Source organism: Klebsiella sp. BIGb0132 (assembly GCF_024810075.1).
Lineage (GTDB): Bacteria > Pseudomonadota > Gammaproteobacteria > Enterobacterales > Enterobacteriaceae > Klebsiella > Klebsiella terrigena.
The window spans coordinates 863,623-883,711 of the sequence record NZ_JANUDW010000002.1 but is presented as its reverse complement, the minus strand read 5'-3'; the positions used below and the strand labels follow the sequence as shown (position 1 = coordinate 883,711).

At 56.4% G+C, this 20,089-nt stretch carries 23 protein-coding genes; 17 read left to right on the top strand and 6 right to left on the bottom strand.

All coding sequences use genetic code 11. The annotated features are described in order from the left end of the window. The first annotated feature begins 180 nt into the window (after positions 1-180). Genes ydcS through patD form a run of 5 tightly spaced genes read left to right on the top strand, consistent with a single transcriptional unit; the run spans position 181 to position 5,531 of the window. Positions 181-1,326: a putative ABC transporter substrate-binding protein YdcS gene (gene ydcS, locus M2416_RS11095; protein WP_259223863.1), complete on the top strand. Its 1,146-nt coding sequence runs from the start codon at positions 181-183 to the stop codon at positions 1,324-1,326. Positions 1,327-1,343: 17 nt separating this feature from the next. Then, positions 1,344-2,357: an ABC transporter ATP-binding protein gene (locus M2416_RS11090; protein WP_259223861.1), complete on the top strand. Its 1,014-nt coding sequence runs from the start codon at positions 1,344-1,346 to the stop codon at positions 2,355-2,357. A 1-nt stretch (position 2,358) separates the two neighbouring features. Then, positions 2,359-3,288 (top strand): ABC transporter permease, encoded by a 930-nt coding sequence (locus tag M2416_RS11085; RefSeq protein WP_259223860.1) that lies wholly within the window; start codon positions 2,359-2,361, stop codon positions 3,286-3,288. Further along, positions 3,278-4,084: an ABC transporter permease gene (locus tag M2416_RS11080; protein WP_041145353.1), complete on the top strand. Its 807-nt coding sequence runs from the start codon at positions 3,278-3,280 to the stop codon at positions 4,082-4,084. The genes M2416_RS11085 and M2416_RS11080 overlap by 11 nt, the downstream gene beginning before the upstream one ends. Positions 4,085-4,106: 22 nt before the next feature. After that, entirely contained in the window at positions 4,107-5,531 is a 1,425-nt protein-coding gene (patD, locus tag M2416_RS11075) for an aminobutyraldehyde dehydrogenase (protein ID WP_259223859.1), read from the top strand. A gap of 56 nt (positions 5,532-5,587) precedes the next feature. Here the strand turns inward: patD and M2416_RS11070 are convergent, their stop codons facing one another. Then, positions 5,588-6,262, bottom strand: coding sequence for a hypothetical protein (locus M2416_RS11070; RefSeq protein WP_041145355.1), 675 nt, complete (start codon positions 6,260-6,262; stop codon positions 5,588-5,590). Positions 6,263-7,039: 777 nt separating this feature from the next. After that, complete coding sequence (locus M2416_RS11065) at positions 7,040-7,162, bottom strand: small membrane protein (protein WP_095097533.1); 123 nt, start codon at positions 7,160-7,162, stop codon at positions 7,040-7,042. Between the two features lie 617 nt (positions 7,163-7,779). On the opposite strand from M2416_RS11065, the gene M2416_RS11060 reads away from it, so the two are divergent. Then, positions 7,780-8,073 (top strand): hypothetical protein, encoded by a 294-nt coding sequence (locus M2416_RS11060; RefSeq protein ID WP_405047859.1) that lies wholly within the window; start codon positions 7,780-7,782, stop codon positions 8,071-8,073. A 51-nt stretch (positions 8,074-8,124) separates the two neighbouring features. On the opposite strand, the gene yncL is transcribed toward M2416_RS11060, so the two are convergent. Next, positions 8,125-8,220 carry a stress response membrane protein YncL gene (gene yncL / locus M2416_RS11055; protein WP_071844919.1) on the bottom strand — a complete coding sequence of 32 codons (96 nt, stop codon included), beginning with the start codon at positions 8,218-8,220 and terminating at the stop codon, positions 8,125-8,127. A 191-nt stretch (positions 8,221-8,411) separates the two neighbouring features. On the opposite strand from yncL, the gene M2416_RS11050 reads away from it, so the two are divergent. Further along, entirely contained in the window at positions 8,412-8,585 is a 174-nt protein-coding gene (locus M2416_RS11050) for a GhoT/OrtT family toxin (protein ID WP_071844920.1), read from the top strand. A gap of 72 nt (positions 8,586-8,657) precedes the next feature. Further along, the gene (locus M2416_RS11045; RefSeq protein WP_259223852.1) at positions 8,658-9,407 is read left to right on the top strand and encodes an alpha/beta fold hydrolase; all 750 of its coding nucleotides are present in this window, start codon (positions 8,658-8,660) and stop codon (positions 9,405-9,407) included. A 28-nt stretch (positions 9,408-9,435) separates the two neighbouring features. Here the strand turns inward: M2416_RS11045 and M2416_RS11040 are convergent, their stop codons facing one another. After that, positions 9,436-10,869 (bottom strand): aldehyde dehydrogenase, encoded by a 1,434-nt coding sequence (locus M2416_RS11040; protein ID WP_259223850.1) that lies wholly within the window; start codon positions 10,867-10,869, stop codon positions 9,436-9,438. A 269-nt stretch (positions 10,870-11,138) separates the two neighbouring features. Here M2416_RS11040 and M2416_RS11035 point away from each other — a divergent pair, with 269 nt between their 5' ends. Then, on the top strand, positions 11,139-12,740 hold the full coding sequence (locus tag M2416_RS11035) for an ABC transporter substrate-binding protein (RefSeq protein WP_259223848.1): 1,602 nt from the start codon (positions 11,139-11,141) through the stop codon (positions 12,738-12,740). Positions 12,741-12,757: 17 nt separating this feature from the next. Continuing rightward, on the top strand, positions 12,758-12,991 hold the full coding sequence (locus M2416_RS11030) for a YdcY family protein (RefSeq protein WP_041145359.1): 234 nt from the start codon (positions 12,758-12,760) through the stop codon (positions 12,989-12,991). 8 nt (positions 12,992-12,999) lie between these two features. On the opposite strand, the gene M2416_RS11025 is transcribed toward M2416_RS11030, so the two are convergent. Beyond that, positions 13,000-13,449 carry a DMT family transporter gene (locus tag M2416_RS11025; protein ID WP_041145360.1) on the bottom strand — a complete coding sequence of 150 codons (450 nt, stop codon included), beginning with the start codon at positions 13,447-13,449 and terminating at the stop codon, positions 13,000-13,002. After that, the gene (locus M2416_RS11020; protein ID WP_259223844.1) at positions 13,446-13,964 is read right to left on the bottom strand and encodes a GNAT family N-acetyltransferase; all 519 of its coding nucleotides are present in this window, start codon (positions 13,962-13,964) and stop codon (positions 13,446-13,448) included. The genes M2416_RS11025 and M2416_RS11020 overlap by 4 nt, the downstream gene beginning before the upstream one ends. Positions 13,965-14,169: 205 nt before the next feature. On the opposite strand from M2416_RS11020, the gene M2416_RS11015 reads away from it, so the two are divergent. The 7 genes from M2416_RS11015 to M2416_RS10985 all read left to right on the top strand — a co-directional run bounded on the left by M2416_RS11015 (position 14,170) and on the right by M2416_RS10985 (position 20,066). Beyond that, entirely contained in the window at positions 14,170-14,745 is a 576-nt protein-coding gene (locus M2416_RS11015) for a helix-turn-helix domain-containing protein (protein ID WP_259223841.1), read from the top strand. A 64-nt stretch (positions 14,746-14,809) separates the two neighbouring features. Next, positions 14,810-15,847 (top strand): NADP-dependent oxidoreductase, encoded by a 1,038-nt coding sequence (locus tag M2416_RS11010; protein ID WP_123707796.1) that lies wholly within the window; start codon positions 14,810-14,812, stop codon positions 15,845-15,847. 90 nt (positions 15,848-15,937) lie between these two features. Next, entirely contained in the window at positions 15,938-16,156 is a 219-nt protein-coding gene (locus tag M2416_RS11005; protein ID WP_083708739.1) for a DUF596 domain-containing protein, read from the top strand. 555 nt (positions 16,157-16,711) lie between these two features. After that, complete coding sequence (locus M2416_RS11000; protein WP_259223836.1) at positions 16,712-17,104, top strand: type VI secretion system contractile sheath small subunit; 393 nt, start codon at positions 16,712-16,714, stop codon at positions 17,102-17,104. A gap of 3 nt (positions 17,105-17,107) precedes the next feature. Then, on the top strand, positions 17,108-17,326 hold the full coding sequence (locus tag M2416_RS10995) for a hypothetical protein (RefSeq protein WP_259223835.1): 219 nt from the start codon (positions 17,108-17,110) through the stop codon (positions 17,324-17,326). Positions 17,327-17,329: 3 nt separating this feature from the next. Further along, positions 17,330-18,949, top strand: coding sequence for a lipase family alpha/beta hydrolase (locus tag M2416_RS10990; RefSeq protein ID WP_259223834.1), 1,620 nt, complete (start codon positions 17,330-17,332; stop codon positions 18,947-18,949). Beyond that, on the top strand, positions 18,942-20,066 hold the full coding sequence (locus tag M2416_RS10985; protein ID WP_076947243.1) for a T6SS immunity protein Tli4 family protein: 1,125 nt from the start codon (positions 18,942-18,944) through the stop codon (positions 20,064-20,066). Before M2416_RS10990 ends, M2416_RS10985 begins: the two co-directional genes overlap by 8 nt. Positions 20,067-20,089 lie beyond the last annotated feature (23 nt).

Below are 20,089 nucleotides of genomic sequence, written 5' to 3'. Positions count from 1 at the left end.
TAACTCCTTGTCTATAATCCATATTGTTGTTCAGCTTTTGCCGAGTTTTACGGAATGCGCCCCTTGTCACAACCTGAATAAATTTCCCGTGAGGGGCATAGCGCGCCGTCTACTGTTATTAAGGGAGATATTTTTACGGCACGGCTGCCGCTAATTTTGTTGTGACAGGAGTAACACCCGATGAGCAAAAAAATTGCCCGTGGCAGCCTCTGTGTGCTGGGTATGGCCTTCCTGACCGCCCAGGCCGCCGAGCCGCCGACGTCGTTGGACAAAGGCGAAGGCCGGCTCGATATCATCGCCTGGCCGGGATATATCGAACGCGGTCAGACGGATAAAAACTACGACTGGGTTACCCAGTTTGAAAAAGAGAGCGGATGCCAGGTCAACGTAAAAACCGCCGCCACCTCTGATGAGATGGTCAGCCTGATGGCGAAAGGGGGCTATGACCTGGTGACCGCCTCCGGCGATGCGTCGCTGCGCCTGATTATGGGCAAACGCGTGCAGCCGATTAATCCGGCACTGATCGCCAACTGGAAGACCCTCGACCCGCGGGTGGAGAAAGGCGCGTGGTTCAACGTGGGCGATAAAGTCTACGGTACGCCCTACCAGTGGGGACCAAACCTGCTGATGTACAACACCAAAGTGTTCCCGACCCCGCCGGATAGCTGGAACGTGGTGTTTGTAAAACAAAATCTTAGCGACGGTAAAAGCAACCAGGGCCGGGTGCAGGCCTACGACGGCCCGATCTATATCGCCGACGCGGCGCTGTTCGTCAAGGCCACCCAGCCGCAGCTCGGTATTACCGACCCCTATCAGCTTACCGAGGAGCAGTACCAGGCGGTGCTGAAGGTGCTGCGCGATCAGCGCGGGCTGATTCACCGCTACTGGCACGACACCACCGTGCAGATGAGCGACTTCAAAAACGAAGGCGTGGTCGCCTCCAGCGCGTGGCCGTATCAGGCCAACGGCCTCAAGGCTGAAGGCCAGCCTATCGCCACCGTCTTCCCGAAAGAGGGAGTGACCGGCTGGGCGGATACCACCATGCTGCACAGCGACGCTAAGCACCCGGTGTGCGCCTATAAATGGATGAACTGGTCGCTGACGCCGAAGGTTCAGGGCGACGTAGCGGCGTGGTTCGGTTCGCTGCCGGTGGTGCCGCAGGGCTGTAAAGCCAGCGCGCTGCTGGGAGAAAAAGGCTGCGAAACCAACGGCTATGATCAGTTCGCCAAAATCGCCTTCTGGAAAACCCCGATTGCGGAAGGCGGCAAGTTCGTCCCTTACAGCCGCTGGACTCAGGACTATATCGCGATTATGGGCGGCCGCTGAGCGGCCGGAGGCGTGAAATGACGTATGCGGTAGAGTTCCATAACGTCTCGCGGCTGTATGGCGACGTGCGCGCGGTGGATGGCGTAAGCATTGCCATCCGCGACGGCGAGTTTTTCTCGATGCTGGGGCCGTCCGGCTCCGGCAAAACCACCTGCCTGCGGCTGATTGCCGGTTTTGAACAGCTCTCCGGCGGGGAGATTGCCATTTTTGGCCAGCAGGCCAGCGAGCTGCCGCCGTGGCAGCGCGACGTCAATACCGTCTTCCAGGACTACGCGCTGTTTCCCCATATGTCGATCCTCGATAACGTCGCCTACGGGCTGATGGTGAAGGGGATTGGCAAAAAAGAGCGCCACCGCCGCGCGCAGGAGGCGCTGGAAAAAGTGGCCCTCGGCTTTGTCCACGCGCGCAAACCCTCCCAGCTCTCCGGCGGCCAGCGCCAGCGGGTGGCGATTGCCCGCGCGCTGGTTAACGAGCCGCGGGTGCTGCTGCTGGATGAGCCGCTGGGGGCGCTGGATTTAAAACTGCGCGAGCAGATGCAGCTGGAGTTGAAAAAGCTGCAGCAGGCGCTGGGGATCACCTTTATTTTTGTCACCCACGACCAGGGCGAAGCGCTGTCGATGTCCGACCGGGTGGCGGTGTTTAATCACGGGCGCATCGAGCAGGTCGACGCGCCGCACGATCTCTACCTGCGGCCGAAAACGGCCTTCGTCGCCGGGTTCGTCGGCACGGCCAACGTCTTTGACGCCGAGCTCTCGGCCCGGCTGTGCGGCATGGCGGGCAGCTGGTCGCTGCGTCCGGAACATATCCGGCTCAACGGCGGTGGCGAGGTTCAGGTCGAGGGCGTGGTGCAGGCGGTGCAGTATCAGGGCGCGGCAACGCGAATCGAGCTCAAGCTGGCGGAGGGCGGCAGGCTGCTGGTGAGCCAGGCCAATAGCGACGGTGCTGCTGCGCTGAGCGCGCCGCAGGCGGGGCAAAGGGTGCTGGCCTCCTGGTCGCGCGCGGCGATGGTCTCTCTGGATAACGGTGGCTGATATGGCAACGCTCATCGCCAACGCGCCTTCCGGCCGCCTGTCAGGACTATTCTGGCGCCGGCCCTCGCTGGGGCTGTTTTTACTGCTGCTTGGCCCGCTGATGTGGTTTGGTATCGTCTATCTGGGATCGCTGCTAACGCTGCTGTGGCAAAGCTTCTACACCTTCGACGATTTCACCATGTCGGTCACTACCGACCTGACGCTGGCTAATCTCAAGGCGCTGTTTAACCCGGCCAACTACGACATTATTATCCGCACGCTGGGGATGGCGCTGGCGGTCACGCTGGCCAGCGCGGTTCTGGCGCTGCCGATGGCGTGGTATATGGCGCGCTACACCAGCGGCAAGATGAAGGCATTTTTCTATATCGCCGTCATGCTGCCGATGTGGGCCAGCTATATCGTTAAGGCCTACGCCTGGACGCTGCTGCTGGCAAAGGATGGCGTGGCGCAGTGGTTTCTTCGCCACCTTGGGCTGGAGGGCGCGCTGAATCTGCTGCTGACGATCCCGGCGGTGGGCGGCAATACGCTGTCGACCTCGGGGCTGGGCCGCTTCCTGGTCTTCGTCTATATCTGGCTGCCGTTTATGATCCTGCCGGTGCAGGCTGCGCTGGAGCGTATACCGGCGTCGCTGCTGCAGGCGTCGGCCGACCTCGGCGCCCGGCCGCGGCAAACCTTTCGCCACGTGGTGCTGCCGCTGGCCATTCCCGGTATTGCCGCCGGGTCGATTTTTACCTTCTCGCTGACGCTGGGCGATTTTATCGTGCCGCAGCTGGTGGGGCCGCCGGGCTTTTTTATCGGCAATATGGTCTATTCCCAGCAGGGGGCGATTGGCAATATGCCGATGGCGGCGGCGTTTACCCTCGTGCCGATTGTCCTGATTGCCCTCTATCTGGCGTTTGTTAAACGCCTGGGAGCGTTTGATGCACTCTGAACGCGCGCCGCTGCTCCTGAAAATAGCGACCTGGGGCGGGGTTATCTTCCTGCACTTTCCGCTGCTGATCATCGCCCTGTACGCCTTTAACACCGAAGACGCTGCCTTCAGCTTTCCGCCGCAGGGCCTGACGCTGCGCTGGTTTAGCGAAGCGGCCGGGCGGGGCGATATCATCGAATCAGTGACGTTGTCACTGAAAATTGCCGCGCTATCGACCGCTATTGCGCTGGTACTTGGCACGCTGGCTGCAGGAGCCCTATGGCGCAGCGCTTTTTTTGGCAAGAATGCCGTGTCCCTGCTGCTGCTGTTACCCATCGCGCTGCCGGGGATCATTACCGGCCTGGCGCTGCTGACGGCGTTTAAGGCGGTTAACCTCGAACCGGGTCTCTTTACCATCGTTGTCGGGCACGCCACCTTCTGCGTGGTGGTGGTCTTTAACAACGTGATCGCCCGCTTTCGCCGGACCTCCTGGAGCCTGGTGGAGGCGTCGATGGATTTAGGCGCTACGGGCTGGCAGACCTTCCGCTACGTGGTGTTGCCCAATCTGGGGTCGGCGCTGCTGGCCGGAGGAATGCTGGCGTTTGCGCTATCGTTTGATGAAATTATCGTCACCACCTTTACCGCCGGACACGAGCGGACGCTCCCGCTATGGCTGCTGAATCAGCTGGGACGTCCGCGCGATGTGCCGATAACCAACGTTGTCGCGCTGCTGGTGATGCTGGTGACGACCATTCCGATTTTAGGAGCCTGGTGGCTAACCCGTGACGGCGACACAAGCGCTGAAAACGGCAAATAACTGACGTGTACAGGATCATACTATGCAACATAACCTTTTGATCAACGGCGAATTAGTGGCGGGTGAAGGCGAACTGGTGCCGGTATTCAATCCTGCTAATGGCGAAGCTCTGCTGGAGATTGCGGAGGCGACGGCGGCCCAGGTGGATGCGGCCGTGGAGGCGGCGGACCTGGCCTTTGTCGGCTGGAGCCAGACCACGCCGAAAACCCGCGCTGAGTGCCTGCTCAAGCTGGCGGACGTGATTACCGCCCACGCGGATACCCTCGCCAAACTGGAGTCATTGAACTGCGGCAAGCCGCTGCACTGCGTGATTAACGACGAGCTGCCGGCGGTGGCGGACGTGTTTCGCTTCTTCGCCGGCGCCGCGCGCTGCCTGCCCGGAATGGCCGCCGGTGAGTATCTTGAAGGGCATACCTCGATGATCCGCCGGGATCCGGTTGGGGTGGTGGCCTCCATCGCGCCGTGGAACTACCCGCTGATGATGGCGGCCTGGAAGCTGGCCCCGGCGCTGGCGGCGGGGAACTGCGTGGTGATTAAACCTTCGGAGATTACGCCGCTAACTGCGCTCAAGCTGGCCGAGTTGGCAAAAGACATCTTCCCGGCCGGCGTCCTCAACGTGCTGTTTGGCCGGGGCAAAACCGTTGGCGATCCGCTGACCGGCCATCATAAGGTGCGGATGGTCTCGCTGACCGGGTCGATAGCTACCGGCGCGCATATCATTGGTCATACGGCCTCCTCGATTAAGCGTACGCATATGGAGCTGGGCGGTAAGGCGCCGGTTATCGTCTTTGACGATGCGGATATTGACGCGGTGGTGGAGGGCGTGCGGACCTTCGGTTTCTATAACGCCGGCCAGGACTGTACCGCCGCCTGCCGCATCTACGCTCAGCAGGGCATTTATGACCAGCTGGTGGAGAAACTGGGGGCCGCCGTTGCCAGCCTGAAAATCGGCCCGCCGGAGGATGGCGCGACGGAGCTGGGGCCGGTCAGCTCGCAGGCGCACCTCGAGCGGGTGAGCGCCGCCGTCGACGCCGCGCGCGCGCTGGCGCATATCAAAGTGGTGACCGGCGGCAGCAGGGCGCCGGGGAAAGGCTACTACTACCAGCCGACGCTGCTGGCCGGGGCGAAGCAGGAGGATGATATTGTCCAGCGCGAGGTGTTTGGCCCGGTGGTCAGCGTCACCGCGTTCAGCGATGAGGAACAGGCGCTGACGTGGGCCAACGATTCGCAGTATGGTCTGGCCTCGTCGGTGTGGACCCGGGATGTCGGCAGAGCCCATCGCCTCAGCGCGCGCCTGCAGTACGGCTGTACCTGGGTGAATACCCACTTTATGCTGGTGAGCGAAATGCCGCACGGTGGGCAAAAGCTGTCGGGCTACGGGAAGGATATGTCGATGTATGGCCTGGAGGACTACACCGTCGTGCGCCATGTGATGATCAAGCACTAATGAGCAGCACGCCGCCGACGGGGCCCGTTCAGGCCCGTCGGCGGCGGTAATTCTAATCAGTGGCGCGTCAGGCCATTAATCGAATCAGAATAGCGTTTTAGCTTGATGATCTTATCTTTCATTATCCAGCTCAGCTCGGCAATTTTATCCCTGATTTCGCTGACTTTCGCTTCATCTACGTTGATGAGATTGGCTTTCGCGCCCGGCACGCCTGTCGCCATCGTTCGGTTGGTTTCGCAGCGATAGCCGTATTCATAGAGCGCATCGCTCATTCTTTTTTCGAACTGGTTGAGATTCTCATAGGCGCGGATATAGCCGGCGATTTCCGGGCTTTCGTTCAGCAGCAGAAACCGCGACGCTACCGCCGGGGATTTATCCAGGCTGATGCTGACGGAATCATCGGCAATAAAGGTCGTCAGGGAGGGGGAGCCGGAAACCGGCGGCCTTTGGGTGACGTCGAAAAACTCGCCTTCAGCGGTCTGCAGTACCGCATGATGCGTGGCGACCATGAAGCATCCCCGCCACAGATGAATATCCCAGCCGAGGCGCATCTTACCGCCAACTTTTTTTATCGCAGCCTCTACGTTCCAGTAAGCGTTTCCTGCCGGGCCCGGCGCGTCTATCACCGGGACCAGAATCGGCTGAGAGGAGGGGTTGAGCTGTTCTGCGAACTGCAGCAGGCGTGGATCATTCGGCGCAACATGCTCATAGAGATATTGACTATTCGTCATGCAGGACTCCTTGTGGTGGTACGCAAACGGATGGGAAACGGCTGTCTGTCGCGCTTAAGCCATTAATGGCGCTTTATTTATTAGCCTCTTAGAATGATGGCACAGGATCTGATAAGTGAACAGGAACGCCGGGCGGTTGTGCCGGGTTTTGGTGTCAGGCGTGGCGGCGGCAAACCGCAGGCGCGGGCGCGCAATAATCACCCTGCAATCATGTTAGCGTGCTAATAGTCATCAATGGCAGGAATTGCTAAGACAAATGGCGCAGTGATATGAGATTATTCTTACGCCCCTTCAAGAGCTAAGCCATGATGAGTGCCGGAGATAAGCGCCGGATGGGGCTCGCAAATATCCTCGCCTCTGCATTAACGGTGCAGGGGCTTTTTTTGCGCCTTCGTCCCAACCGGCCTCGCTGGCCGCCATATGCTTCCCCTCAAGGGGCTTGTCCCTGCGGGCTGAAGTGAACGTCGTTCAAAACGCGCCCGGTCTTTTGCCCTGGAAGACGGTGCTGGATGGGCGTCTGCGTTCTCGCCGTTTTCCCGATGCGCGTAACCCAGAGGCCACTTTGCAATACTCAGCAGGCGGCAGCGCTAGCGCGGGAAATATAAAAACGGGCAGCGGGAGCAGGGAAGGGGCGGTCTACACCATCCATGTCTGAAAGAGGGTGCAGCGGCGCAACGCTCTCACGCAGCTAAGCGCGCGAGCTAATACGCACAAAAGGGCAGGGTAAATAAAGTGTTCGCTATTGCCGATACTATTCAGGCAGGTAAATCCATGTGCCTAGCGTTTATTCTTCTTACTCGGCAGGCTTGACTGACGGCGTTCGCGTACGTAAGAAATAAGATTGTAGACTGCGATAACCAGCAATATTAACGCCACTATAAGCACGGCAATCCCGGACATATACCACCTCAAATTTAAAATGAGCAACTGGAAAAGTATTCATAACCAATGATTATGAATGTAAATTCATCCTTGAGATAACGCAAATAGTATTTGTTCCGTTTCAAATGAAGCGCCGGCAGGTCAGGACGCCGAGGATCGGCTTAAGGCCGCACCAACCTTGAGGTTGTCGGCATAGTTGTCGCTCCGCCAGCAAAACGAGATTTAAGAAGTATCGCATTTTCCGCTAATAGAACGCTTCGTCATACATTATTGTTAGTTATCTTTAGACGTGAGTTTATGCTGATTTTTTAAGCATAATCTGATACTTCCTGACGGCAAACGGCGGATCTCTGGTTGAGGAGGATCGTTTTTCTGAAAAAGTGCGGTTAATTTATTTCCCTGGCGTCCTGACTTTCTATATCCATTCTTTTTGTAATGCTATTTGCCAGCCCATGCTCCGACCCGGACTCTTTTTTTCAGCGTATCAGCAGTATTGCCGAAATGTATTTCAGATTTATTTCTTAGCAACGACTTTATTAATTAAAGTTAATGTTTAATTAATGTTAATGGTTAGATCAAGTTTGTATCTATTAAATGTTTGCGGCCGTTTGGCGTTTGACTTTGACGGGGAGGCCATGCGAAAATTTGTCATAATTTGTTACTTTGAAGTTGATTTTGTTTTGAAAAACATAGCATTTTTTCTGCTGGTGGCCTGCGCCAGCGCCATTCTCTATGGCAACCTGCCCGCTCAGCGCGTTTTAGGTTGTGAAAAGCAGGGGGCAAGTGAAGCCGTCTGTCTCTCCGCTGAATGGGATAGCGAGAAGGTCAATCCGCTGCCGGCGTATAACCCTGAGAACCTCAAGGCTATGGCTGTGCTGCAGGCTACCTCGCAGGCGGAAGCCGCCCATACGGTCGCTATCAAATCGTAAAAAAGCAGCCCTTGAAGGCTGCTTTTTTAGGTTTCTTTGCTGAGGAAAAAATCAGTAAAACCAACCAAAACGAACGGATAACAGGCTAATAAGCGCAAATGCTGCGCCGACATTAATCAGAATTACGGTTTTGCTGGAAACATCCATAACGCCACCTTTATGAGTAAGCCTCTACAGGTATAGTACGAGGTTAAAGGATGTGCTATCAGACAAGGATGAATCGGGCGTTTTCTGTCGGCTACCCGCAGTATTTTTACTTTGTCATGCATTAATCTCTGATCCGCTTTCCGCTGTTGAAAGAGGCGCGTCATAAAGACGTGTTCAGGGAAGGACTAAGAATGACCCTATATCAAAAGATGCTGATTTTTTATGCGGTGATGGGATTTATCTGCGCCGTTATCAGCTGGTTTTTAACCAAAGAGAGCCGTCTTATTCGCCTGCTGGCCGCGCTGCTGATCGGCGCCACCTGGCCGTTTAGCTTCCCGACCGCGCTCCTCGTTTCGCTCTTCTGAGATGAAGTAAGCGTTGGCATTCGTCAATTAATACTGTATAAAAAAACAGTATTAATTGACGGGAGCTTCTCTATGAACGGTTTCTTCTCCTCTCTGGCCGGCGCCACCGTGCGCTGGTTCGATCTGCCCGGCGGTGGCGACCCGATCGTGTTTATCCACGGTCTGGGGTGCGCCTCCTCGTACGATTATCCTCGAGTGGCTGCCGATCCCGCGCTGAGCGGGCGGCGGGTCGTGCTTATCGATCTGCCGGGCTACGGCTACAGCGATAAACCCGCTGAGTTTGGTTACAGCACCACGGAACAGGCGCGGGTAGTGGTCGAACTCCTTGACCACCTGCAGCTGTCGCGCTGCTATTTGTACGGCCATAGCATGGGCGGCAGTATTGCCATCGAGGCGGCTGAACGCTTAGGTGAACGCGTGCTTGCGCTGCTGGTGGCCGAGCCCAACCTGTACGCCGGCGGCGGGGTGTACAGCCGGACCATTGCCGCGCAGACTGAGGCGGAGTTTGTCGCCGCCGGCTATGGCGAGATGCTGGCGACGGAATCGTCGCCCTGGGCCGGGTGTCTGCAGAACAGCGCCTCCTGGGCCGTCTGGAGAGGGGCAAGTAGCCTGGTGTGCGGCGTAACGCCATCGTGGTTTACCCTTTTTTGCCGGCTCTCCTGTCCAAAGACGCTCATCTATGGCGAGCTGTCGCTCCCGGCACAGGAAGCCGAGGACGCCGTTGCTGAAGGGATCGCTCTGCGGGTTGTGCCCGACGCCGGGCACTCGATGGCCTGGGAAAATCCTGCCGCGCTGGCGGCCGCGATCGCCAGCAGCTGCTGAGGCGATCGACGCCAGCCGGCGGAATGGGTTAAAACGGCAGTTCGCGGGGCTGCATTTGCAGGGTTATCCAGCGCAGTTCGGTAAACTCGTCAACGCCTGCGCGCCCGCCGAAGCGTCCGTAGCCGGAGGATTTACAGCCGCCGAACGGCATCTGGGCCTCATCGTGAACGGTGGGGCCATTAATGTGGCAAATCCCCGTTTGTAAGCGCTGCGCGACGTTCCATGCCCGGGCGTTGTCCCGGCTGTATACCGCCGATGAAAGCCCGTATTCGCTCTCATTGGCGACGGCCAGGGCTTCCTCTTCACCGTTGACGCGGATAATCGCTTTCACCGGCCCAAACGACTCCTCGCTCCAGATGCGCATGTCGCGGGTGACGCCGTCCAGCAGGGTGGCATCCATTTGCACCGACGTGGCTTTACCGCCGCACAGCAGCCTGGCGCCTTTTGTCAGCGCATCGTCAATCAGCGCATTGCAGCGCGTCACGGTCTTCATATCGACGACCGGCCCGATCAAACCGGCGGGCAGGTTCGCCGCGCGGCTGCTGATGAGCGCGACAAACTTATCGGCAATCGCGCGGTCGACGATAATGCGTTCGGTTGACATACAGATCTGACCGGCGTTGGCGAAAGCGCCAAATATGGCGCCCGCCGCCGCCTGTTCAGGATCGGCGTCATCGAGCACCAGCAGCGGGGCTTTTCCGCCCAGCTCAAGTACCGCGGGCTTCAGATGCTGGCCGCAGGCGCGGGCAACGATCCTGCCCACCGGCGTGGAGCCGGTAAAATTGACCCGCCGCACCGCGGGATGGGCAATCAGCGACTCGACCAACGCCGGCGCATCCTCAGGCGCGCAGGTCAGGTAGTTGATCACGCCGTCGGGGAAGCCGGCAGCGGCGAGGGCCTCAATAATTAATCCCTGAGAGGCGGGCGACAGCTCGGCGCCCTTGAGGATCACCGTGTTGCCGCAGGCCAGAGGAGTGGCAATCGCCCGCGTCGCCAGGATCAGCGGCGCGTTCCACGGCGCCATCCCGAGCACGACGCCGGCGCCCTGGCGCACGGCCATCGCCAGATTTCCCGGCACGTTTGACGGCACTATCTGTCCCTCAATCTGGGTCGTGAGCGCGGCGGCTTCGCGCAGAATATCGGCGGCCAGATGGACGTTAAAGCCGGACCAGTGCGCCGTTGCGCCGGTTTCTGCCGCCATAGCGGCGATAAAGCGGGCTTCGCGCAGCAGCATCTGTTCGGCAGCGCTCAGCAGCAGGCGGCGGCGTTCGCCAGGGGGAGTATCGCGCCATTGTGGAAATGCCGCGGCCGCGGCCTCAACGCTGCGCCGGGCGTCGGCGAGGCTCGCGGCGGCAGCGGTGGAGGGCGCCTCTGCGTTCAGCGGATGGCTGCGGGTAAAGGTGGCACCGCCGTCGGCGTCGTGCCACCGGCCGTTGGTGTACAGGCTGCAGGTTAAGCTCATCGGGAAACCTCATCTTTTCGCGTTTTTCCGAGTGTACCGGGCGGGGAGATTTCGCGGGGCAGAGAGGGCGGTTATCGCACGCTATTTTTCAAGCTTTTTAGGCAGTTCACAACTTCAGCCGATTAAACGGTGCAAAAAGGCGGCGAGTGTTGAATAAATCGGCGAAAACGGCGTTTTCAGCATAACCTGATACCGATTGATTATTTGCCGGTTGATTCCTGCTGTGCTGTTATTAGAGGGCATATAACAAATTAATAAGGTTTATAACCATGTCTACAGGGAAAACTCGCCTTGCTCTGGCGCTGAGCGCGCTGCTGCTGCCGGCCGCTGTGGCCTCGGCGGCCGGTAACGATACGCTGGTCTACTGCTCCGAAGCCTCGCCGGAATCCTTCAACCCGCAGATAGCCAGCTCCGGCCCCTCGTTTGTGGCCAGCTCGCAGGTGCTCTACAACCGCCTGATTACCTTCGATCCGCAGAAAAATACGCCTGTTCCTTCGCTGGCCACCGACTGGACCGTTTCGCCGGATGGCAAAACCTGGACCTTTACCCTGCGCAAAGGCGTTCAGTTCAACAGCAATAAATACTTCAAGCCGACCCGCGATTTCAACGCCGACGACGTGCTCTTCTCGGTGCTGCGCCAGCAGGATGCAAAACACCCGTACCATAACGTTTCCCAGGGCAGCTACGAGTACTTCCATGACGTCGGGCTGGATAAGCTGATCAAAGAGGTGAAAAAGCTCGACGATTATCACGTCCAGTTCGTGCTGGCTGAGCCCAATGCCGCTTTTCTCGCCGACTGGGGGATGGATTTCGCCTCCATTCTCTCCGCGGAGTATGGCGACGCGATGCTGAAAAAGGGCACTCCGGAGTACGTCGACACCTGGCCTATCGGTACCGGCCCGTACGCGCTGCAGCAGTATAAGGTGGATTCCCAGATCCGCTATATTGCCAATCCGCACTATTGGGAAGGCGAGGTGCCAACAAAGCATCTGATTTTCTCAATCACGCCAAACGTTGAGACGCGGCTGGCGAAGCTGCAAACCAACGAGTGTCAGATCATTCCGGCGCCTTCACCGGTGCAGTTCCCGGTCATCAAAGGCAATAAGGATCTGGCGCTACACTCGGTTGAGGCGCTGAACGTCGGCTATCTGGCGTTTAACACCGAGAAAAAGCCGTTCGATAACCTGCTGGTGCGTCAGGCGCTGAACTACGCGACGGACAAGCAGGCGATCGTTAAAGCGGTGTTCCTCGATTCCGGCACCGTGGCGAAATCGCCGCTGCCGGCCAATATGCTCGGCTATAAGAAAGATCTCCCGGACTACGACTACGATCCGCAGAAGGCTAAAGCGCTGCTCAAGCAGGCCGGGCTGGAAAATGGCGCAGAGGTCACCCTGTGGTCGATGCCGGTTCAGCGGCCGTATAACCCGAACTCCCGCCGCATCGCGGAGATGATTCAGAGCGACTGGAGCAAGGTTGGCATCAAGGCTAAAATCGTCAGCTACGAGTGGGGTGAATATCTCGCCGGGATGCGTAAAGGAGAACACGACAGCGCCCTGTTTGGCTGGATGTCGGATAACGGCGATCCGGACAACTTTGCCGGCACGCTTTTAAGCTGTGATAACATCAAAACCGGCTCTAACGTTGCCCGCTGGTGCGATAAGTCTTACGACGCGCTGGTGAAAAAAGCGCTGCTGGTCAGCGATCCGCAGGCGCGAGCCAGGCTGTACGGCCAGGCGCAGGAGATTTTTTATCAGCAGGCGCCGTGGATTACCCTGGCAACGGGCAAAACCTTCTACGCCACGCGCAGCAACGTCAGCGGCTATAGCGTGAGCCTGATGGGCAGCGATTTTTCGAAGGTAAAACTGAATTAAGCCACAAGGAGAGCAGGATGGCACATCTGGATGAGGTTATCGCCCGCGTAGACGCGGCGATTGCCGAAGGGGTGATTACCCATATGAATGAGCTGCTGATCGAGCTGAGCGATGATGCTGAACTCGATCGCGACGATCGCTATACCCAGCAGCAGCGTCTACGTACCACCATTGCTCATCACGGACGCCAGCACCAGGAAGAGCAGGAGGGGCGGCGTGAGCAGTTGACCAGGGGTGGCGCTATCCTCTGATATCCGCATCAGAACTGGCGTCTGGCTACCAGCCAGGCGCCAATCACCAGCATGACCGCTCCACAAAACGGCCCCACCAGTGCGCGAAACGGCACGCCGTGGGCGCGCACTAAATCGATGATCAGGCCGCCGACCAGCTGGCTGGCGATGAGCACCGCAATGGTGGTCGCCGCGCCAACGTTCTGATACCCGCTGATGCTCGCAAAGACAAAAAACGACCCCAGCAGGCCCGGAATGAGCGTCCACCACTTCACGCTAACCGCCAGCTCATGAAAGCCCGCCGCGCCGTGGCGCAGGAGCAATATAGTGACGAAAATAACAATCCCGACCAGCGAATTAAGCAGCATCGCAATCAGGATGGTGGAGGCGGACTGGGTAATGCGCACCATCAGCGTATTCTGCACCACCAGCCCGATCCCGGCGGCGATAAGGCAGGCCAGCGTCAGCGACTGATTCATGCCTCGGGATCCGGATCGCGGCGATCGTCGAGCTGGAGCTGCATAAAGGTCAGGTCCAGCCAGCGGCCGAATTTGGTGCCGACCTGTGGCATCTGGCCGGTGGTCACAAAACCGAGGGTTTCATGGAGGTGCAGCGACGCGTGGTTCTGCGCCTCAATGCCGGCGACCATCACGTGTTTCTTCAGGCGGCGGGCCTCATTAATCAGCGCCACAAGCAGGGTGCGGCCAAGCCCTTTTCCCTGATGATCCGGGTGTACGTAGACCGAATGCTCGACGGTATGGCGAAAGCCGTCGAAGGCGCGCCAGTCGCCAAAGGATGAATAGCCGGTCACCACGTCGTTCTCTTCGCTCACCAGCACCGGGAAACCGGCCAGCTGACGCGCTTCAAACCAGGCAATGCGGTTATCGGTGTCGACGGTTTTATCATTCCAGATAGCGGCAGTGTGCAGCACCGCATGGTTGTAGATCCCGGCAATTGCCGCACAATCCTCTTTACAGGCATAGCGGATGGTCATAGCAAACCTCAAGTTTTGTACACTATAGTAGTACGATATTATTACAATAATGTACGCGACGCTGTCATCTGTTTTAGGCATAATTTTTTGCTATGCGGCCCTGGCCGGCGCGGCCTCAGGCGAAGAGGCGTGAATCAGAGCCGTGCAAACGCCTTAGCTTTCATCACCTTGTTACGCCGCCTGCCATACACTATAGTGCTACGCTATGAATACTATCGAAGACAATATCAATCAGCGTATCAGCGCCCGCATTCGGATCGAACGAGAGTCCCGAGGCTGGTCCCTGAGCGAGCTGGCGGAACGGGCCGGCGCGTCGCGGGCGATGATCCACAAAATCGAACGCGCTGAGAGCAGCCCGACGGCATCAATGCTCGGGCGTCTTTCCGGCGCCTTTGGCATCAGCATGTCGACGCTGATCGCCCGGGCGGAGATGCAGGAAGGTAAGCTGCTGCGCTTTGCCAACCAGCCGGTGTGGCGCGATCCGCAGAGCCACTATCTGCGCCGTCACGTCTCGCCGCGCAGCGACCTGCCTATCGATCTGGTGCAGGTGGAACTTCCCGCCGGCAGCGATGTTCCGATGCCCGCGGCCTCCTATGCGCTGGCGCGCCAGCTGATCTGGCTGCAGCAGGGCGAGCTGGTGTTTGTCGAAGGCACCACGCGCCATGAAATGCAGGCGGGGGACTGCCTGGAGCTGGGGCCGCCGAACGATTGCCGCTTTATCAATGAATCCGCCTCCTCCTGCATCTATCTGGTCGTCAGGCTGAATCAATCTGCCTCATAATGCCAATGCAGGCGGCGGTAATTGCGGCTAGCCTCAGTACAGGTCTTTAAAAGAGGAGTTTGCTATGGCTTTTAATTCGCAACGTCACCGTCGCTGGGTGCTGGCTTCTCGTCCACACGGCGAGCCGACCGGGGAAAATTTCCGTCTGGAAGAGGGCGATGTGCCGTCTCCGGGCCCGGGACAGGTGCTGCTTCGCACCGTGTTTCTCTCTTTAGATCCCTATATGCGCGGCCGCATGAGCGATGCGCCGTCCTACTCGCCGCCTGTCGCCATCGGCGCGGTGATGGTGGGCGGCACGGTGAGCCGGGTTGTGACGTCAAATCATGCTGACTTTACGCCCGGGGAGTGGGTGCTGGGCTACGGCGGCTGGCAGGATTATGAGCTGTCTGACGGCAGCGGACTGGTGAAGCTGGGCGCGCAGCCGGAGCATCCGTCCTGGGCGCTCGGCCTGCTGGGCATGCCCGGTTTTACCGCCTATATGGGGCTGCTGGATATTGGACAGCCGAAGGCCGGCGAGACGCTGGTGGTCGCCGCCGCCACCGGGCCGGTGGGCGCGACGGTAGGGCAGATTGCTAAGCTTAAAGGCTGCCGCACCGTCGGGATTGCCGGCGGCAGCGAAAAATGTCGCTATGCGGTCGAGACGCTGGGCTTTGACGTCTGCCTCGACCATCGGGCACCTGATTTTGCCGAACAGCTGGCGCAGGCCTGCCCGCAGGGCATTGACGTATATTATGAAAACGTCGGCGGCAAGGTGTTCGATGCGGTGCTGCCGCTGCTCAATACCTCGGCGCGGGTGCCGGTGTGCGGCCTGGTCAGCGGCTACAACGCGACCGCGCTGCCCGACGGGCCGGACCGTCTGCCGCTGCTGATGGGCACGCTGCTGAAAAAGCGGATTCGGATGCAGGGCTTTATTATTGGCCAGGATTACGGCCACCGTATCGCCGAGTTCCAGCAGGAGATGGGGCGCTGGGTGCAGGAAGGTAAAATCAAGTACCGCGAGCAGCAAATCGACGGACTGGAGAGCGCCCCGCGCGCTTTGATCGGCCTGCTGAAGGGTGAAAACTTCGGTAAAGTCGTTGTCCGCGTTTCGCCGGACGAGTAACGCTTATGCCCCGGCGCCGCCGCGCGCCGGGGCGAGGGTCGGCAAGGTTCATAAATCACGTAACTCACTGTTATATATATTTTTGAAGTTATGGGGCGCCTTGTTCTGGAAGGAAAGATAAAATTCGCAAGTCGAGGTGAATATCTGGACGGAAGTATCGACGAGCAAATTTCCCTGTATCGTGAAAAATTCCCCAGAAGTCAGGAAGAGATGGAAGAGGATGCTTTTGATGGCATTTGGTTTCTGACGGAAAAATGCCCTGGCGGCATAGTCTGGATCCATGACAATGGCTATGAAGACTGGACTTGATAGCCAGTAGTCATAACGGCTCTTGGATCCGTTATCCTTGAATATTTTCCTGTATAAACGGTGTATGTCAGTCATGCGACTGAAATTAACGGTGCTGCCTGCCTCTGATCGAACCAACCCGGACAGACCAAATGAATGGTCATTGATGAACGGACAGACAGGGCCTACGATCATATTTTTAAGGTGTCAAATCCGTTTATTCCATGTTTCATCTCTCTTTTGAATATCTCACTCTTCATATATTGCTCTTTGTTATTAATCGGTATTTTTGTTTTTAAAACATTGACCTACATCAATCTAAAATATTATTTTTAACAATGCTCTGACTGTGTTTTCTTCTTCGATATAAATGATTGTTTATTTTGGGTGGTGATGGTTTGTTTTTCTAATACTCTAGCTTAATTCATTATTAATAATTAAGCGAAAAGCCCTAGGGTTTTATTGTTTTGGTTTAATTGTATTTATCTTTGATCTTTTAATAGTCGTTGTTCTATTATCACCTCCAGATAATCGAAGCGTGAAATCGTGCATGGCGATAAGCAGAGGGATGGTTGGATGACTGAACGTTTCCAGGGTGAGGTGCCAGACTCGTGCATGAATATAAGCATTGGCTTTCATTCATTCAGGACGATAAAGAATACGGGGTTATCCATTGAATTAATGATTCCAGAATATTTAAATCACGGTCAGATGATTGCGCCATTATCCGGAGGAGAAATGTTCAATGTTAATAAAAATAGCTTCGGCGCAGTCCTTTACGAATATCTCCCCAAAAGGAAAGTTATCGTTAAAAATACCCTCTTTGACGGCGGTGGCCAAAACAGCGTCAGTTTGATATTCCGCACTTCCAGGTGGAGGGCATGGGCGTTAGCGGACGGGATGGTGGAGTGCGCGGCACCGGACAAAATCATCCAGCGGGCGGCGGTGTGGCAGAAGTTTGGCGGGTAGAGTATGAGCCAGGCGATACAGAGCTGGGAGAGCAGCGAATTTGAAATGGGTCCTGAAGTACGGTGGCCCTATTCTGATAAACCTGTTGCGGGTCAGAAAATCAGCCTGACGTACAGCGATGGCAGCGTGCAGGAGTTAGTGGCCTCTGCATCTGGTCGTGGGGAAAAACAGAGCGTAATGGATCCTGCGTCAATACAGATAAACCTGAAGGATGAGGACTAACGGATGAGTGAAACCACCGAAAACAATAACGTCCTGCTGGGCTACGACAAGTTTGGTCACCCCCTCTATACGGTCATTGCCACGCCGAAAGACAAGGAGCAATGGCTCAAACTTTATAAGATGCCGGACAGAGTCATCCCGGTTGTGTTTTTACCGGGGGTGATGGGGAGTAACTTAATGAGTTCTGACGGCAAGTCTATCTGGAAGGTCGATGGAACATGGAGCATAAAAGCATGGTTAGTGCGGGGCGCTGAGGAAAGAAAAAAATTACTGGATCCCACTAAAACCGTCGTCGATCCCAGCGGGAAAATTGAGACTGAAAGCCCGGAAGAGCATCTGCTTTTTAAATCTCGCCGGGAGAGGGGCTGGGGTGAAGTGGGGGCGATGAGCTACGGCACCTTCCTGCCCTGGCTCCAGGAGGCGCTGAACGATAACCAGACAATGTTAAAAAATAAGACCAGCAAAAATGATCGACTCACCTTACGTGAGAGGCTGCTGGATAAACCATTGGGGGCAGAAATCGGTGAGAGTAATCTGACCCCGGACGAAGTGGCTTTGAGCTATCAGTATCTCTTTCCGGTTCATGCGGTCGGCTATAACTGGCTGCAGTCGAATGTGGATTCTGCGCAAGCACTGGCCGATCGTATTGAAAAGATCATTAACAGTTACAAAGCCAGCGGGCGCAAATGCGAAAAGGTTATCCTGGTGACCCATTCGATGGGGGGGCTCGTCTCCCGCTACTATTCGGAACTGCTGAAAGGTAATTACGGGCAGAAAAATATCCTGGGTATTGTACACGGGGTGATGCCGGACCGCGGTGCCCCAATGGCCTATAAGCGGATGAAAGCCGGTGAGGCGGGGACGACAGGTTTGGTGATTGGCAGCAGCGGCGCTGAAATGACCCCTGTACTGGCACAATCGCCGGGTCCTCTACAGCTTCTACCTGGCAAGGGGTACGGTATGGGGTGGTTTCACATCGAGGGCCTTAAGCAGTCTTTGCCGGAGACTGACCCGTACACGGAAATCTACATCCAGCGATCGGCGTGGTGGGGATTATGCGAGGAACGTTTTATTAATCCAGAAAATAAAAGCGGGGATAAGGTATTGCTGGAACAAGATTGGAAATATTTCAAAAATATTATTAACAATCATGTCAGTACGTTTATAGAGAAACTTAATGGGCATTACCATGAACATACCTATGCTTTTTATGGTAATGACGGGAAGAAATACCCTTCATATACAGAACTGCACTGGAAGGACGTAAGCGGAAAATATGCCCCGGAAGCCTACCGCTCGCAGGTCAGTGAACGGGGGGGAATCTTCTACCCGGCGGACAAATTTAATCAGGCCATCCGCTATGCAACGCTGGGGATACCCGACCAGGGTTATGTTATCCGCAAATATGAATTATTGCCTCCTGTGGAGGACGGTGACGGCACTGTGCCGGTCAGAGGGGCAGCGCTCAATTCTCCGAAGTTAAAGGCCCAGCTCGGTGTGGGCGTTGACCATGAGGGAGCGTATAAATCTGACAACACCATGGATGTGCGCTGGTTTACCCTGCGGTCAATTATAAGAATTGCACAGCAGGTGAAAAATACAGGGCTTGCTTACCATGAATAATATAAAAAACAAAGCAATTATCCTGGCTGCCTTCATCGTAGCGGGATATGGATTATATCAATATTTCCGCTCTTATAACCCATCACCGCAGACACTGACACCTTCACAGCAGGAAACTATGAACAAGATAAACGCTGAAATGAAACCTTACTGCGTCGGGCGCTATCTGCTCGAGTTGCCATCATCCTTTACGGCTTATAATGATTCTGCTCCGCTGGATAAAAATATCTGGGCGGCGGTAATATCCAGACCAGAAGACATGTATAAAACCTATCTTGTGACGAAGAAGATGTATCATCCGGGTTTTGTGCAGTTAATAGCATTACGTGAAAATGCTCTGCGAGAAAGCGAAACTATTGATGCTCAGGATATGCCCTTTTTGAAAAAAGTTTGGCCGTTGCCAGGGGGTATGGATGGTTTAATTTTTGAAAGGAATGAAAACGAAGGCGCTGCGGACGCAATGCGTATTCTGGAAGGGTATCTGTATACCAACGGCGTGGTTATCAAGCTACAGAAGCAGACCGTCAATGATTCAGCTTCACGTTATGAAAGGCAACGCAATGGTGATCCAATTCAGAATTACGTCGCAAAAGATGTCAGTCAGATGCAGTTGCTGATGGCGAGGATCAGCGGCAGGGGTAATGACGTCATTCCGACAAAGCCCGGCTCCTGTATCACCCATGCGTTTATTGCCACCGACCCGACGGCAAGGGAACGGGAGGATATCTCCGTGGGGCTTGAAAGTAAGACGCTGGAACATATCAGAATTATTCTATCCACTGATAACTTTACGCGTGAAAAAGACACGGTGCTGGAGAGAGCTGGTGAGATAGAGAGTAACTTGTACCGTGGCCACGTGGAAAGAAAAGGGGCTTTTAGTGTGAACGGACTGCAGGCGCAGGAGTTTCTGGCAACGGGTTTACAGGCATCTCAAGACGAGCCGCGTTACGGCTTTGATATGTTCATCAATGAAATGACGGCCAGCTACAAGACCCCCAATTTTATTCTGACCCTGGAGAATGATTCCATGCCGCCAACCTCTTACAGCAAGGGGGAAATTATTGCCTTCTGGGACACGATCAGCCGTAGCGTGCGTGTTCGCCCTGGCGACTTTTGACCGTTCGGAAAGTAAGGCAGAAA